Below are 14,654 nucleotides of genomic sequence, written 5' to 3'. Positions count from 1 at the left end.
GTTTAATCGACTTTTAAAGGAATAAACCGATGCACAGCAACGACTGGCACTACCCGACTTCAATTCGTGCAGGCGCAGGCCGCGTTAAAGAACTGGCCGACGCCTGTCGAGTGACCGGCATAAAACGGCCGCTGTTGATCACCGACAGTTTTCTCGGCAGTACCGACATGATCGGCAGCGCGGTGGAGGACTGTCGCAGGCAATTGGGCCACTGCGGGCTGTTTGACCGGGTCAAGGGCAACCCCACCGGCCGCAATGTCGCCGAGGGGCTGGAGGCCTACAGAAGCGGTGACTACGATGGGGTGATTGCCTTTGGCGGCGGCTCGGCGCTGGACGCCGCCAAGGCGGTGGCGTTGATGTCCGGTCAGCACCGCCCGCTGTGGGATTTCGAAGACATCGGCCAGAACCATTTGCGCGCCGATCCGCACGGCATCGCACCGGTGATTGCGCTGCCGACCACTGCCGGAACCGGTTCCGAGGTGGGGCGTGCCTCGGTCATTACCGATGAGCAGGCGCGAGTCAAACGTACCATTCTGCATATCCGCATGATGCCGCGCATCGCGATTCTGGACGCCACGCTGACCCTTGACCTGCCCAGGCACCTGACCGCTGCTACCGGGGCGGATGCCTTGACCCACTGCATGGAAGCCTGGTGTTCGCCGGTCTGGCACCCGATGGCCGAAGCGGTTTCGGTCAAGGGCATGCAGATGATCAACATGTTTTTGCCTCGCGTGGTCGCTGACGGCCAGGACCTGGAGGCGCGTCAGCAGATGCTGGTGGCCTCAAGCCTGGGCGCGGCGGCGTTTCAGCGCGGTCTGGGTGGCGTCCATGCGATCGCGCAAAGCCTGGGTGCGCTTTATGACCTGCACCACGGGTTACTGAACGCGATTGTGCTGCCCTACGTGCTGGAGGCCAATCGTGCTGCGCTGCTCACGCAAATGGATGACCTGGCGGTTTACCTGCGTTTGCCCGAGCTAGGCTTCGACGGGGTAATGAACTGGCTGTTGAGCCTGCGCGAACAGATCGGCATCCCACACACGCTGGCAGAGATCGGTATCGATGACCGTGAGGCGCAAAAGGTCGGAATGATGGCGTTTGCCGACGGCTGCTCGCACACCAACCCGGTTCGACACTCGGCCCACGTGTATGCGCAGATTTTCAGCCGCGCTGTTAAAGGCTTTTGAGCCGTGATCCTGCTGGATGAGCCGGCGGTGCGGCGCATTGACGGAGTCTGGCGGCGTTTTGTCGATCAGGGCCGGATTGTCGGCGGGGTCTTGCTGCTTGCCCAGCACGGTCAGTTGCGTTACGCCAGCGCGCGGGGCTGGGCTGATCGCGAGCAACAGATGCCGGTCAGTCGTGACACACGCTTTCGCCTGGCGTCGCTGACCAAGCTGCTGACCTCGGTGAGCGTGCTGCGGCTTTGTGAAGTGGGCGTATTGAACCTGAATGCAGCGGTGACAGACTGGCTGCCAGCATTTCGGCCGCGTCTGGCGGGTGGCCGCGAGCCCTTGATCACCTTGCAGCAATTGCTGTCGCACACGGCCGGTTTGAGCTACGGCTTTGAGCGAATGCCCGATAACGCTTATGAACGAGGCGGGGTGTCGGATGGGCTGGATTGCGTGGCGTTCGGTTTGCAGGAAAACCTGCGTCGCTTGGCAGGTCTGCCGTTGCTGTTCGAGCCGGGCAGCGCCTGGGGATACTCGCTGGCCACCGATGTTCTGGGCGCGGTGATCGAGCAGGCCACCGGGCTGGCGTTGTCAGAGGCTATTGCGCGCATGGTCACCGGGCCATTGCGAATGAGCGCGACTTCTTTCAGGCCCATGCAGGGTTTGCCTTTAGCCAGTGCCTACAAAGACACTGATGGTAGCCCTGAGCGAATCGGCGATCACGGTGTGTTGATGCTCGATAGCGGCCGGGCTCGGCTGTCGCCGGCTCGCGCTTATGACGCAAGCGCTTACCCGTCGGGCGGGGCGGGCCTGCTGGGCACGGCGGATGACTATCTCAGCTTGCTGGAATGCCTGCGTCTGGGCGGTGCGCCTGTGTTAAGCCCGGCCAGCACCCGGCGCTTGCTGAGCAACGCCATCGGTCAGACGCTTGTCGCCGCGCGGGGGCCGGGCTGGAAGTTCGGCCTCGGGCCTATGATTCTCACCGACCCGTCGGCCGCCGGGCAGCGGCAGGGCGCAGGCAGTTGGTCGTGGTGCGGGCTGTACGGCAATCATTATTGGGTTGATCCGGTGTCTGCCATCAGCCTGGTAGCGATGACCAACACCGCCACGACTGGCGCCTGGGGCGAGTTTGCCAAATCGATGGTCGACGCGATCTACATCAGGTCCGGGCGAACTGCTTGCGGTAACTGCTCGGGCTGATACCCACCAGGTTGCGAAAGTGTCGGCGAAACGACTCTTCCGAGCCAAAGCCGGCCCTGTCCACCACTTCGTTGAGGCGCAGCTTGGAGGACTCCAGCAGTTCCTTGGCGTACGCCACGCGCTCGCCGAGCAGCCAGTCATAAGGCGTCAGCCCGGTGCTTTCCATGAAGCTGCGGTGCAGGGTGCGCGTGCTGACCGACGCTCGCGAGGCCATTTCCTTGATGGTGTGCGGGCGTTGCAGATCACCGCGAATCCAGTCCATGAGATTGGAAATCGGGCCGTCACTGGCCGCCACCAGTTGCCTTGAGGCGTATTGCGATTGCCCGCCTTCGCGGTGCGGCGGGATGACCATGCGCTGCGCCACCATGTTGGCGACTCGCGAGCCATGATCGTTGCGTACCAGATGCAGCATCATGTCCAGCCCGGCCGCCGAGCCCGCAGCGGTGACAATAGTGCCCTGATCCACATACAACTCGTTGGGCTGAATACTCAGCCCCGGGTACATGGTTGCCAGCAAATCGGTGTAGCGCCAGTGAGTCGTGACCTTATGCCCGTCAAGCAGGCCCGCCGCCGCCAGCACGAACGCCCCGGTGCAGATCGAGCAGATGCGTGCGCCACGGGCATGGGCGGCCTGAAGCTGTTCGATCAGGCGTTGCGGAACTTGGGACTCCACCCCGCGCCAGCCCGGCACGATGATGGTGTCGGCGTTTTCCAGCAGTACCTCACCCGGGGTCGGCACGATGGTGATGCCGCCAGCCGCGGTGATCGGGCCGTCGTCAACCGGGAAGGTTGCAAACTCGTACCAGCTGACCCCCAGTTCAGGTCTTTTGAGGGCAAATACCTCAACCGTGCAGCCAAATTCGAAGGTACACAGCTGGTTATAGATGAGGGCGACGACGAGATGATTTTTCATGGCGTGATGTTACCGCATATTGGCATTTCAGCCAGTAGTTTGGCTCGATGCTACTGCGTAATCTCCGCGGTTGAAACATTAACATGCAAGTGGTCTGGCAAGCAGACCCAGGAGCCCATTCGTGCCACTCAATATCGGTATTTACGTTTATGACGATGTCGAGGTTCTCGACTTCGCTGGCCCCTATGAAGTGTTCACCACGGCGACACGCATGCATGCCCGCAAAAGCCGTGACGACCGCCAACTGTTCAACGTGTTTACCATTGGCCGCAGCATGGCCCCGGTACGTGCGCGTGCCGGGCTCAAGGTCGATCCGGACTTCTCTATCACCGACCATCCGCCTGTGGATTGCCTGATCATTCCAGGCGGCGTAGTGACGGCCGAACTGGAAAAAGCCGACGTGATTGGCTGGATCAGCGATCAGTCACAGCCTGGTCGCGTTGTAGCCGCCGTGTGCACCGGGGCGTTCATGCTGGTCAAGACCGGCAAGCTGGCAGGCAAGCAGGTCACCACGCACTGGGAAGACATCAACGATCTCAAGGAGATGTTCCCCTCGGTGGACGTGCTCAGCACCCTGCGCTGGGTCGATGAAGGCTCGTTCGTGACCTCGGCGGGCATTTCTGCCGGCATCGACATGAGCCTTCATCTGGTCGAGCGCCTGCACAGCCGTGAACTGGCCGAACGTACTGCTTTGCAACTGGATTTCGACTGGACCGAGAACGACTGAGACCTCCAGCTCTGCCGCCTGTTTCGCTGATGAAGCCATGTGCCCGAAACGTGCATGGCGAACCTTTTACCGGGTCAGTCAGCAAGTGCCTTACCCCCGTCTGACGCAACGTTTGAATGGCCGATAACCCGGACATGTCGGTGTGTCAGCGGGTTTTTCCGTTTCCCGACCCTTTCCGGCTCAGCGGCTTCCAGTTCCGCCGCCGACACGCGTCAACCCTCGCAAAACCAGAGTGCAGGTCACATGAAAACCCACTTCTTCAAAGTCGTGCAAACCGTTGCGCAGCACGGTTCGTTCTCGGAGGCCGCCGCCATTTTGGGGTGCAGCCAGTCGAACATCAGCTACGCGATCAAAGAGGTCGAGGACTTCTTTGAAAAACGCCTGTTCATCCGCAGCCGCACCGGCTGCACCCTCACACCCGAAGGCAAAATCATCAACCAGACCCTTGGAAATGTTCTGGCCACGCTCGAACAACTAAAAAAAATGGGGTCAGTGGCAGCGTAACCATTCATTACAACACGCACATCGAAGAAACCAGCCTGAGCGCCTCGCTGGACTTTCTTGCCCATCATTACCCCGATATTCACCTCAACGTGCTGCACCGGGGCGAGCAGAGCCCGTCGCTGGACTCGTTGATCAGGGATGCGGCCGATATCCTGATTGTGCCCGGTACGGTGCTCAACGAACATTATCTGGAGCACCATCACTGGTCGGATCATTACGTGCTTGCCGTCGCGCGTGGCAAGCCGTCGGCGTCGCAGAGTTTCGCCGATTTCTCGCAAGTGTCTCGTTATGTTGCCTGGCGACATCCTGGTGTGGAGCGCCTGCACCAGCAACTGGCAGCGGCGCAGGTGCGCCTCAGCCAGCGTGGCGAACTGACCTGCCTGGACACGCTGCTGGATCTGGTCGCGAAGCGGCATTGCATCACTATTGTGCCCAGCGTCTTGCTGGGCGGCCGGCTCGGAGAGCTGGAGCCCATTGCGCTGCCACTGGCCGTAACGCGCCAGATCAGCGTGGTCGCGCGGCCGGCCTCGTTGCTGTCCAGCGCGGCCAATGCGGTGATACAGGCGTTGAAAAAACCATCCGCCGCTGCGGCACCGAATTACTAGGTCCAAAACCCTGTCGAAGGCCATCGGGTCTGAACATCAATGCAACGAATCGGGCCCGCCGGGCTCATATCCGTAGGTAACACATTCAGGGCGCTCCGCCTGCGGAGCGTCCAAAGTCGCCGATTCGAGAGGAAGACTGGACGCTATGACGATACCGGACAAGCAGTACGTGGACTGGCTGGTCGAGCAATCGATGCTTAATGCCGCAAGACAGCGCGCCAAGACCTATTCGGGGCAGGGCAGGCTCTGGCAGCGTCCATTCGCGCTGGCACGTCCCAGAGACGCCTCTGCCATCGCCTCGGTCTGGTTCACGGCCTACCCGGCGTCAATCGTCACTCGCGAAGGCGGCTCGGTGCTTGAAGCGCTGGGCGACGAAACCTTGTGGCACGCGCTGTCCGAGATCGGCATTCAGGGGATTCACAACGGGCCGCTGAAACTGTCCGGCGGGCTGAAGGGCCGCGAGCGGACGCCAAGTATCGATGGCAACTTCGACCGCATCAGCTTCGGCATCGACCCGGACCTGGGCACCGAGGCGCAACTGCTGAGCCTGTCGCGCATCGCTGCGGCGCACAACGCAGTGATCATTGACGACATCATCCCGTCGCACACCGGCAAAGGTGCAGATTTCCGTCTCGCCGAGATGGCGTACGAGGATTACCCCGGCCTGTTCCACATGGTCGAGATTCGTGAAGAAGACTGGCCGTTGTTGCCCGAGGTCGCGGCTGGCCGCGACGCCGTCAACCTGATGCCCGAGGTGGTCGACCAACTGCGCGACAAGCATTACATCGTCGGCCAGTTGCAGCGCGTTATTTTCTTCGAGCCCGGCGTCAAGGAAACCGACTGGAGTGCCACTGATGTGGTGCAAGGCGTCGATGGCAAGGCCCGGCGCTGGGTTTATCTGCACTACTTCAAGGACGGCCAGCCCTCACTGAACTGGCTGGACCCAAGCTTTGCCGCGCAGCAGATGATCATTGGTGATGCGCTGCATGCTATTGATGTCATGGGCGCACGGGTATTGCGCCTGGACGCCAACGGCTTTCTGGGTGTCGAACGTCGCGCCGAAGGCACTGCCTGGTCGGAAAGTCATCCGCTGTCGATCACTGGCAACCAATTGCTGGCCGGGGCAATCCGCAAGGCGGGCGGCTTCAGCTTTCAGGAACTGAACCTGACCATTGATGACATCGCGTCCATGGGCCAGGGCGGTGCTGATCTGTCTTACGACTTCATTACACGCCCGGCTTATCAGCATGCGCTGCTGACCGGCACCACCGAATTCCTGCGCTTGATGCTACGTCAGGTTCATGCGTATGGCATTGATCCCGCTTCGCTGATCCACGCCTTGCAGAACCACGACGAACTGACCCTGGAACTGGTGCATTTCTGGACGCTGCACGCCCACGACACGTTCCACTATCAGGGTCAGACGTTCCCCGGCAACATTCTGCGTGAGCACATCCGCGAAGAAATGTACGAGAAGCTTTCCGGCGAACACGCGCCTTACAACCTCAAGTTCGTCACCAACGGCGTGTCCTGCACGACGGCAAGCATCATCACGGCGGCACTGGGCATTCGGGACCTGAGCACGATTACTGATGCCGACACTCAGCAGATCCAGCACATTCACCTGTTGCTGGTGATGTACAACGCCATGCAGCCGGGTGTGTTCGCGCTGTCTGGCTGGGACCTGGTCGGCGCGCTGACGCTTCCGGCCGAGCAGGTCGAGCACCTCATGCAGGACGGTGATACGCGGTGGGTGCACCGTGGCGCCTATGATCTGGTCGATCTGGACCCGGAAGCCGAGTTTTCTGCTGGCGACATGCCGCGTCCGAAGACGCTGTATGGCAGCCTGGTCAGTCAGCTCCAGCGGCCTGACTCGTTTGCCTCGCAGCTCAAGAAGATTCTTGCCGTGCGTCGCGCCTACGACATCGCCGCGAGCCGCCAGATTCTGATCCCGGATGTCGAGCATCCGGGGCTGTTGGTCATGGTTCACGAGTTACCGGCGGGCAAGGGCACGCAGATTACCGCGCTCAATTTCAGCGCCGAGACCCTCGTTGAAACGCTGCACTTGCCGGGCATCGCGCCAGGCCCTGTAGTCGACATCATCAACGAGCGGGTTGAAGGCGATCTGACCGAGCAGGGTGAGTTCACCATCACCCTGGACGCCTACGAAGGCCTCGCCCTGCGCGTGGTCAGCACCTTGCCGATCTGATCGATAAGTGCCGCGCAGCCAGGTCGGCTGCGCATCTTGCGCTCGCCCGTCATACCGCGTCGGGCTGCTGCTTCTTCAAACGATAGGCAAACTGGGCACGGCTCAACCCCAGCAAACGCGAAGCCGCCGCCAGGTTGCCTGCACTTTTTTCCAGTGCCTCGCGAATCAACTGCTGCTCAAGCTCTTCAATCGAAAAAGCCTGTTTTTCCTGACTCAGCGTATCCAGCAAGGCGGCGCCCTGTGCCGTGTGTGCAATGGGTGGAGCGGCCTTCGACAGTGCGCCGTCGTGGTTCAGCGAGTACGAATCCACCGGCAGTGATTCGTTACGAAAGATATGCACCAGATCAATGGCCTGGCCTTCATCGCTGGCAATCAGGCCGCGCTCGATGAGGTTCTGCAGTTCGCGCACATTGCCGGCGAAGTCGTAGCGCAGCAGTGTTTTCAAGGCGCGCATGGTCAAGCCTGCTGGCGTGCGGCCGTATTCGTGGCAGAAGCGCTGGAGAAAGGCATTGATCAGCAGCGGAATGTCATCGCGACGCTCGCGCAGCGGGGGCAGGGCGATGGGGTAGACGTTCAGGCGATAAAACAGGTCTTCGCGAAAATCACCCTCGGCCACGGCCTTGCGCAGATCAACGTTGGTCGCCGCCACCACGCGCACGTTGACTTTGATGCCGTGGCCGCCACCGACGCGCTCTATTTCCCGTTCCTGCAGGGCGCGCAGCAGTTTGCTTTGGCCGGCCAGGCTCAGCGAGGTGATTTCATCCAGAAACAGCGTGCCGCCATTGGCGCGCTCGAAACGTCCGGGTCTTGAGTGCGTGGCTCCCGTGTAAGCCCCGCGCTCTACGCCAAACAGCTCTGCCTCGATCAGATTGTCGGGAATGGCTGCGCAGTTGAGGGCCACGAACGGGCCTTCCCGGTTGCGGCTGAGCTGATGCAGTTGGCGGGCGAACATCTCTTTGCCGACGCCGGACTCGCCGCTGATCAGCACGGTTGCCGGGGTCATCGCCACGCGCTGCAAGGCCTGAGTGGCCGCGTTGAACGCTGCGCTGGCGCCAATCAGTGGCTGGTCGGTGCCCGTCGGCGGGCCGGCGTCATAGTGGGCGTTGGCCAATGCAGGCGTATGAGCCGGCGCGACGGTCTTGGCCACGCTCAGGTAACTGAGGTCACGCTCGACGTCACCCCATTGCTCGGCGGTCTTGCCGATGACCCGGCAGCTTGCGTGCCCCATGCCACGGCATTCCACCTCGCGAAAAATCACCATTTGCCCGAACAGGCCGCTGACAAAGCCGATTGCATAGCCGATTTCGGTCCAGCACACCGGGTCCTGCCCGGTGCCACACGCTGCAAGATGCTCGTCAGCTTCGCAGGAGTTGTGCCAGAGGAACTCGCCTTCATAAAAGCCGGACTCTGCGTCGAACTTGAAATGCAGCGATTCGACCTTGGCCATGCCTTCCAGCGTGTGCAGGTGGGTGCCGGCGCGAAACGCCGACGTGGCGTCGGCGAGTGGCCAGCGCTCACGGATCAGCCGGGCGTCACGTGCGCCGGAAAGGTAGCCTGCGCGAGTAAACATCCCACGCGCCGGCTCCTGCCCCAGCCGCTCGATGATTTCCCGGCGCAGGGTGCCGAACGATGAGCTATGCAGCAGCAACATGCGCTGGTCATTGAGCCAGATGCGGCCATCGTCGGGCGAGAAGAACAAACAACCGGTCAACTCCTCGGCAGTCGGTGACCCCACGGCGTCATGCAGACTGCTGTCGCCACGAGGCGAGAAATGTTCAGTGGCCACGCGGTGGTCAGGAAGCTGGGAGTGAGGGCGGGTCATTGTTGTACCTCGACCGGGCAGTGCTCGAAATGATCAATAGATAATTCGATTAATAAACATAACTTGATCAAATGAACAAGCCCGATCAGCTCGACCGCTGGCTGGCAAAGTGTGCTACACGCCTGCGTACCTTGGATAAGCTTTGTCCAGAGCGGTCGAGGCTTCATATGACAAGCAGGTTGCAATCCCGGCACAGGCTTTGCTCAGGTGTGTATACGGCGCGTGCTACCCAATCAATGGTGCAGGCGATTACAACCATAAAAGCCGGAGTTCAACTATGTCAGCTTCTGATGGCACCCCTTTTTTGCAACGCGCAATCGATGCCGAATGCATATTCAATGGCAACTGGATTCCTTCCTCATCTGCACTGCTGCCGGTCATCGAGCCTGCAACCAGCGAGTTGCTGATGAATACGGCAATGGCGGGCGCGGCTGACATCGCCATTGCCTGCCGGGAAGCCGCACTGGCTCAGCCTGCCTGGGCGGCGATGGGTCCTCGGGAAAAAGCCGAAATTTTTCTGATGGCCGCCGATCACGCGGTCTGCGCGTTCGATGAGCTGGCGCTGTATGTCGCCCGGGAGACCGGTGGCAGCCTGCACAAAGGCCAGCACGAGGTGAACGAAACCATCGTGTTGCTGCGTCAGGCCGCTGGCATGCTTTCGCAAGCGCACGGTCATGGCGTGATCCTGCCCAGCGCTGCCGGGCGTCTGTCCTACGCACGGCGTGTTGCACACGGCGTGGTGGGGGTTATTTCACCGTTCAACTTCCCGTTGGTGCTGTCCCTGCGCTCGGTCGCCCCGGCACTGGCAGCCGGCAATGCCGTGGTGCTCAAGCCTGACCCGCAGACGCCGATCAGCGGCGGCTTTCTGATCGCCCGGCTGTTCGAGGAAGCCGGGCTGCCTAAAGGCCTGTTGCATGTATTGCCAGGTGCGGCAGATGCTGGCGAAGCGCTGTGCCGCGACACCAATGTGCAGATGATCACCTTTACCGGTTCGACCGGTGCCGGCCGCAAGGTGGCCGAAGCGGCCGGGCGCAACCTCAAGAAAGTTTCTCTGGAGCTGGGCGGCAAGAATCCGCTGGTGATTCTTGAAGACGCCGACCTTGATCTCGCCGCCAGCAACGCGGCATTCGGCGCCTGGCTGCATCAGGGGCAAATCTGCATGGCCACCGGCCTGATTCTGGTTCATGAGTCCATTGTTGCTGCTTTCACCCGCAAGCTGGCAGACAAGGCCCGGGCGCTGACGGTCGGCAATGCGGCGCGCGGACAAGCTGCGCTGGGCCCGTTGATCAACCAGCGGCAGTTGCAGCATGTTCATCAGGTGGTCAGCGACAGTTTGCAGGCCGGTGCGCAACTGGAAACCGGCGGCGAATATGAAGGCCTGTTCTATCGGCCCACGGTGCTCAGCGGCGTGAAGCCTGGCATGCGTGCGTTCGAGGAAGAGATTTTCGGCCCGGTGGCGGTTGTGGTCAGCTTCTCCAGCGATGAACAGGCCATCGAACTGGCCAACCGTTCGGAATACGGGCTGGCGGCTGCGGTCATCTCCCCGGATGTAGGCCGCGCCACGGCGCTTGGCGACAGGCTGCGGTGTGGCATGCTGCACATTAACGATCAGACGGTCGCGGACGAATGCATCAACTCCTTCGGCGGGCGCGGCGCATCCGGTAACGGCAGCAGTGCAGGCAGCCCTTCTGACTGGGATGAATACAGCCAGTGGCAGTGGGTCACCGTGAAAAACCAGGCGCCGGTTTATCCTTTCTGAGTGTCTGGCTGCAAGCAGCGATGTGATTCAAGCAAGAAGTGACTCACCCATAAACGTGATCCAACAACAATAAGAGCGCGTGACCATGAACCTGACTAACAAAACACTGATCGTGACGGGCGTGTCCTCCGGCATCGGCGCTGAGCTGGCGCGTCTGGCGCGTTTTCAGGGCGCCAGGGTGATCGGCATTGATCGCCATGAGCCGCAGCTGACCGTGGACGGATTTTTCCAGGCGGACCTGGGCGACCCTGAGAGCATCGATGCGCTGGTCGAGCGCCTGCCGATGCACATCGATGCGCTGTGCAACATTGCCGGTGTACCCGGCACGGCGCCGGTGCAGGCGGTGGCTCAGGTCAATTATCTCGGCCTGCGTCATTTGACCCAGCGTCTACTGCCACGCATTGCGCCGGGCGGCAGCATTGTCAATATGTCATCGATACTCGGTTCGCAGTGGCCTGAACGGCTGGAACTGCACAAGGCACTGGCCGCCACCGAAAGCTACAGCGAAGGGCAGCAGTGGTTAGCGTCCAACCCGGTCGCACCGGGCACCTGCTATCAGTACTTCAAGGAGGCGCTGATTGTGTGGAGCTATCAGCAGTCGCAAGCGTGGTTTCGAGACCAGTCCGTGCGCGTCAACTGTGTGGCGCCGGGGCCGGTGTTTACCCCGATTCTGGGCGATTTTGTGAGTATGGTCGGCGAAGAGCGGGTCGCCCGCGACAGTCTGCACATGAAACGACCCGCGCTGGCCGATGAAGTGGCGGCGGTGATTGCGTTTCTCTGCTCCGATGCGTCGCGCTGGGTCAACGGTGTGAACCTGCCGGTAGATGGAGGGCTTGCTGCTTCTTACGTCTGACGGTGTAACGCGCTGCACCCCCCGGCGACGCGGTCGTGAAGCCGGGGTTATAAAAAAAATAACAACAATAAGTACAGGAATCCCAAGATGCCGAAGTCTATCTTGCGTACCGTCACGTCTGCGTCACTCGTCGTTCTGTCATCCACTGCGTTTGCTTATGACTTGCCTGGACTCAATCTGGGCAACACCAGTTTCTACGATGGCTCACCCGCACCGGCGGGGCCGGGCTGGTATCTGGAGGAGTACTTGAACTTCGCCAGGGCCGATCGTTTCAACGACGTCAATGGCGACAAACTGCAACTTCCCAAACAAGACCTTGATGTACTGGCCGTGACCACGCAAATCATCTATGTCGGGCAGCCGCTGGCCAATGGCGCAATGCCGGGTATCACCGCGATCAACACTTCGCTGGCGCATGTTGACGTGGACGATGGTCTGGACAACACGGCGCTGAGTTCACGCGCAAGTTTTGGCGATGTGATCATCGGCCCGTTCTGCAATTGCCGACCCTCACTCGCGCCGATGGCAGCCCGCTGTTGACGCAGCGGGTCGAGGCGGACATTGCGATTCCTGTCGGTGCCTACAATCGCAATCGCTCGATCAACCCCGGCAGCAACTTCTGGTCGTTCAACCCTTACTATGCCGCCACCTACTGGTTTTCGCCAAAGTGGTCGGCCAGCGGGCGTTTCATGTACCTGTGGAACGGCAAGAATGACGACCCGCAGGCCGGTTTCGGCAACGCCTCCGACACCCAGGCGGGCCAGGCACTGCACGCCAACCTGACCCTGCAATATGCGCTGACCGAACAACTCTCGCTGGGCCTTAACGGTTACTGGCTCAAACAGTTCACCGACACCCAGGTGGATGGCCATGACGTCAGCGGCCGCAAGGAAAAAGTCTGGGCCATTGGCCCGGGCTTTCTCTACAGCTTCAACAAAGAGAACGTGCTGACCGTCAACAGCTACTTCGAACAAGGCGCGGAGAACCGTACCGAAGGCAACAAACTGGTGCTGAATTTTCTGCACAAGTTGTAGGACGCGCTGACGGTGCGTGAGGCACGATAATCTCAACTATCGTGCGACGCTCCGCGTCGCATGCCGTTCTGGACGCTCTGCGTCCTCTGTGGCGCTGCGCGTCACACAAGGGGTCTGCGATGTCAGGGGTATTGATGTAAGACTCAACGCACCTTTTCGCCCCTCGGCGACATACTTTGAAGGATCAAAGTATGCAAAATCCCGGCTCCGTTTCCGGCCCGACTTCGTCGGGTTCCTTCGCCCTGTCACTGATCCGGGGGCCGCCGCAACGGGCCATCCTTGGCCCGGTGCGGCTTGCTCGGCGTCCTGCCTCGCATCCCCCGGATCAGCGCCAGGGCTCAGCCGTCACTTACGTCGCACTCTGCGTCGTCCGTGCAATCGCGGTAAAAAAGCGTTTTTTCAACTATCGTGCGACGCTCCGCGTCGCATGCCGTTCTGGACGCTCTGCGTCCGATTCTGGTGCTTCCAAGCTGTTTAACGGGCAACCTTGAGCTGACGCTTCTCGGTTGCCGTCGAGCGTGACAGCACACTGATTGCTGCCAGCGCGGCGATCACCAGGCCTGGCGAGGTTGCCAGCAGCACGCCGGCTGTTCCCGCGCCGGCACCCAGCAACTGCCCGGCGGCCAAGGGGCCTGCCACAGAACCCAGGCGGCCGATGGCTACGGCAGCGCCGACGCCGGTCGCGCGTACCGAGGTCGGGTAGGAGGGTGGGGCCAACGCGTAGAGCACCAGTTGCGCGGCCATGACAAACACCCCGGCGCAAAAGCCGGCCGCCGCCATCGGCACGATACCCACCGAAAAACCTACGCCTGTCAGTGCCAGCAGCAAACCGGCATAGACGAACATCACGACCTTGATGCCGTTGCAGCGATCCAGCAACAGCCCGCCGAGCAAAGAACCCGATGCGCCGCCAATGTTGAACAGCATCTGTACCATGCCCGCCTGCGGTTTACTGAAGCCCTGGCCGATCAGCAGCGACGGCAACCAGTTGAGCAGCATGTACATGACCGTCAGGGTAAAGAAATAGCCGGCCCACAATGCCAGTGTCGTGCGCGCCCGGCCTTCGCCAAACAGTGCGGTGGCCGTCGAGTGGCGAACGCTGCGTGCGCTTGTCTGCTGGCTAAAGGCGCTGGATTCGGGCAGCAACAGCATCATTAGCGGGACCACCAGCAACGGCACCAGGCCACCGATGATGAAGGTGGTCTGCCAATGCTCGCTGGTAAACATCGCCACCACCGCAGCCAGCGCGCCACCCAGCGGAACGCCTGCGTACATGACGCTGATGGCGAGCCCGCGGTGGCGCTCGCTGACGGCTTCGGCGCACAAGGCGATAAGATTGGGCAGCGCGGCCCCCAGCCCCAGACCGGTCATGAAACGCACCAGCAGCAGGCCGGAAAAGGTCTGCACGTAGGCCGTACTCAGCGAAAAGACCCCGAACAGCAGCACCGCGGCCACGAGGATTTTCTTGCGGCCGATACGGTCAGCGATCCAGCCACCGAAAAAAGCGCCCGGCAGCAACCCGATGATCCCGGCGCTGAACACCCAGCCCATCATTTTCGGGTCAAGGGCGAAGGTCTGGCGCAGTCCCGCAGCCGCTGTTCCGGCAGCCTGCAGGTCGAACCCTTCGATCAGCGCAACGATGAAACACAAAACGATGGTCAGCGTCGAGCGACGCAGTGGACTGGTCATGGCAAGCCTCATTGTTGTTTTTGTTATGTGCAGTGCCTGTTCCCGAGCGCCGGTTGATGCGTCATGACAGGCGCCAATCAAGGTAACAAAAATAACTAAAAAATGAAGCCGTGCAGAAAATTTGCGAAAAACCGTCTTTATCCCTTTTGAAACATGGCCTTAGGTTTAAAAGT

At 61.0% G+C, this 14,654-nt stretch carries 11 protein-coding genes and 1 pseudogene; 9 read left to right on the top strand and 3 right to left on the bottom strand.

All coding sequences use genetic code 11. The features are described 5' to 3' along the window. Positions 1-29: 29 nt before the first annotated feature. Positions 30-1,184: an iron-containing alcohol dehydrogenase gene (locus PSPTO_RS15275; RefSeq protein ID WP_011104296.1), complete on the top strand. Its 1,155-nt coding sequence runs from the start codon at positions 30-32 to the stop codon at positions 1,182-1,184. A gap of 3 nt (positions 1,185-1,187) precedes the next feature. Next, positions 1,188-2,366 (top strand): serine hydrolase domain-containing protein, encoded by a 1,179-nt coding sequence (locus PSPTO_RS15270; RefSeq protein WP_046463519.1) that lies wholly within the window; start codon positions 1,188-1,190, stop codon positions 2,364-2,366. On the opposite strand, the gene ftrA is transcribed toward PSPTO_RS15270, so the two are convergent. Beyond that, positions 2,326-3,279, bottom strand: coding sequence for a transcriptional regulator FtrA (ftrA, locus tag PSPTO_RS15265; RefSeq protein ID WP_005764536.1), 954 nt, complete (start codon positions 3,277-3,279; stop codon positions 2,326-2,328). The genes PSPTO_RS15270 and ftrA overlap by 41 nt on opposite strands. Before the next feature lie 121 nt (positions 3,280-3,400). On the opposite strand from ftrA, the gene PSPTO_RS15260 reads away from it, so the two are divergent. The 4 genes from PSPTO_RS15260 to treS all read left to right on the top strand — a co-directional run bounded on the left by PSPTO_RS15260 (position 3,401) and on the right by treS (position 7,324). After that, positions 3,401-4,006, top strand: a complete 606-nt coding sequence (locus PSPTO_RS15260; RefSeq protein ID WP_005764534.1) for a DJ-1/PfpI family protein — start codon at positions 3,401-3,403, stop codon at positions 4,004-4,006. Positions 4,007-4,249: 243 nt separating this feature from the next. Continuing rightward, entirely contained in the window at positions 4,250-4,510 is a 261-nt protein-coding gene (locus PSPTO_RS15255) for a helix-turn-helix domain-containing protein (RefSeq protein WP_003376691.1), read from the top strand. A gap of 35 nt (positions 4,511-4,545) precedes the next feature. Next, positions 4,546-5,115, top strand: a complete 570-nt coding sequence (locus PSPTO_RS15250; RefSeq protein ID WP_230692275.1) for a LysR substrate-binding domain-containing protein — start codon at positions 4,546-4,548, stop codon at positions 5,113-5,115. Positions 5,116-5,260: 145 nt separating this feature from the next. Further along, on the top strand, positions 5,261-7,324 hold the full coding sequence (gene treS, locus PSPTO_RS15245) for a maltose alpha-D-glucosyltransferase (protein ID WP_011104294.1): 2,064 nt from the start codon (positions 5,261-5,263) through the stop codon (positions 7,322-7,324). A 49-nt stretch (positions 7,325-7,373) separates the two neighbouring features. On the opposite strand, the gene PSPTO_RS15240 is transcribed toward treS, so the two are convergent. Further along, on the bottom strand, positions 7,374-9,146 hold the full coding sequence (locus PSPTO_RS15240) for a sigma-54-dependent Fis family transcriptional regulator (protein ID WP_024666240.1): 1,773 nt from the start codon (positions 9,144-9,146) through the stop codon (positions 7,374-7,376). 277 nt (positions 9,147-9,423) lie between these two features. On the opposite strand from PSPTO_RS15240, the gene PSPTO_RS15235 reads away from it, so the two are divergent. From PSPTO_RS15235 to PSPTO_RS15225, 3 genes and pseudogenes are all read left to right on the top strand, one after another. Then, positions 9,424-10,905 (top strand): benzaldehyde dehydrogenase, encoded by a 1,482-nt coding sequence (locus tag PSPTO_RS15235; protein WP_005764523.1) that lies wholly within the window; start codon positions 9,424-9,426, stop codon positions 10,903-10,905. Between the two features lie 85 nt (positions 10,906-10,990). After that, the gene (locus PSPTO_RS15230) at positions 10,991-11,758 is read left to right on the top strand and encodes a coniferyl-alcohol dehydrogenase (protein WP_007247126.1); all 768 of its coding nucleotides are present in this window, start codon (positions 10,991-10,993) and stop codon (positions 11,756-11,758) included. 87 nt (positions 11,759-11,845) lie between these two features. Beyond that, positions 11,846-12,792, top strand: a pseudogene (locus tag PSPTO_RS15225) (transporter). A 474-nt stretch (positions 12,793-13,266) separates the two neighbouring features. On the opposite strand, the gene mhpT reads toward PSPTO_RS15225, so the two are convergent. Then, positions 13,267-14,481: a 3-(3-hydroxy-phenyl)propionate transporter MhpT gene (gene mhpT / locus PSPTO_RS15220; protein ID WP_011104292.1), complete on the bottom strand. Its 1,215-nt coding sequence runs from the start codon at positions 14,479-14,481 to the stop codon at positions 13,267-13,269. Positions 14,482-14,654: the final 173 nt, after the last annotated feature.

This window comes from Pseudomonas syringae pv. tomato str. DC3000, from assembly GCF_000007805.1.
GTDB lineage: Bacteria > Pseudomonadota > Gammaproteobacteria > Pseudomonadales > Pseudomonadaceae > Aquipseudomonas > Aquipseudomonas avellanae.
The sequence above is the reverse complement of the archived record's forward strand: the minus strand, read 5'-3'. Positions and strand labels throughout refer to the sequence as shown.

What these genes read in the sequence shown, in the direction of transcription:
- PSPTO_RS15275 (WP_011104296.1), top strand. Translation starts at nt 30, where the DNA reads ATGCACAGCAACGACTGGCACTACCCGACTTCAATTCGTGCAGGCGCA.
- ftrA (WP_005764536.1), bottom strand. Translation starts at nt 3,279, where the DNA reads ATGAAAAATCATCTCGTCGTCGCCCTCATCTATAACCAGCTGTGTACC.
- PSPTO_RS15255 (WP_003376691.1), top strand. Translation starts at nt 4,250, where the DNA reads ATGAAAACCCACTTCTTCAAAGTCGTGCAAACCGTTGCGCAGCACGGT.
- treS (WP_011104294.1), top strand. Translation starts at nt 5,261, where the DNA reads ATGACGATACCGGACAAGCAGTACGTGGACTGGCTGGTCGAGCAATCG.
- PSPTO_RS15240 (WP_024666240.1), bottom strand. Translation starts at nt 9,146, where the DNA reads ATGACCCGCCCTCACTCCCAGCTTCCTGACCACCGCGTGGCCACTGAA.
- PSPTO_RS15235 (WP_005764523.1), top strand. Translation starts at nt 9,424, where the DNA reads ATGTCAGCTTCTGATGGCACCCCTTTTTTGCAACGCGCAATCGATGCC.
- PSPTO_RS15230 (WP_007247126.1), top strand. Translation starts at nt 10,991, where the DNA reads ATGAACCTGACTAACAAAACACTGATCGTGACGGGCGTGTCCTCCGGC.
- mhpT (WP_011104292.1), bottom strand. Translation starts at nt 14,481, where the DNA reads ATGACCAGTCCACTGCGTCGCTCGACGCTGACCATCGTTTTGTGTTTC.